At 55.6% G+C, this 232-nt stretch carries 1 rRNA gene; it reads left to right on the plus strand.

Annotation, left to right across the window (positions count from 1 at the left end):
* A 23S ribosomal RNA gene (locus I6E11_RS15580) occupies positions 1-232 on the plus strand; the annotation flags it as partial.

The following is a 232-nucleotide window of genomic DNA, read 5'->3' on the forward strand; positions in this document are numbered from 1 at the left end:
CGCCTACAAGCGGTTGGAGCTCCGTAAGGAGTGACAGCGTGCCTTTTGCATAATGAACCTACGAGTTACCGTGTCCGGCGAGGTTAAGGGTCATGAGACCCGGATCCGAAGCGAAAGCGAGTCTGAAGAGGGCGTCGAGTCGGATGCGGTAGACGCGAAACCAAGTGATCTACCCTTGGCCAGGATGAAGTCTGGGTAACACCAGATGGAGGTCCGCACCAATAAGCGTTGA

The sequence above is a fragment of the Bacteroides caecigallinarum genome (assembly GCF_021531075.1).
Lineage (GTDB): Bacteria > Bacteroidota > Bacteroidia > Bacteroidales > Bacteroidaceae > Phocaeicola > Phocaeicola caecigallinarum_B.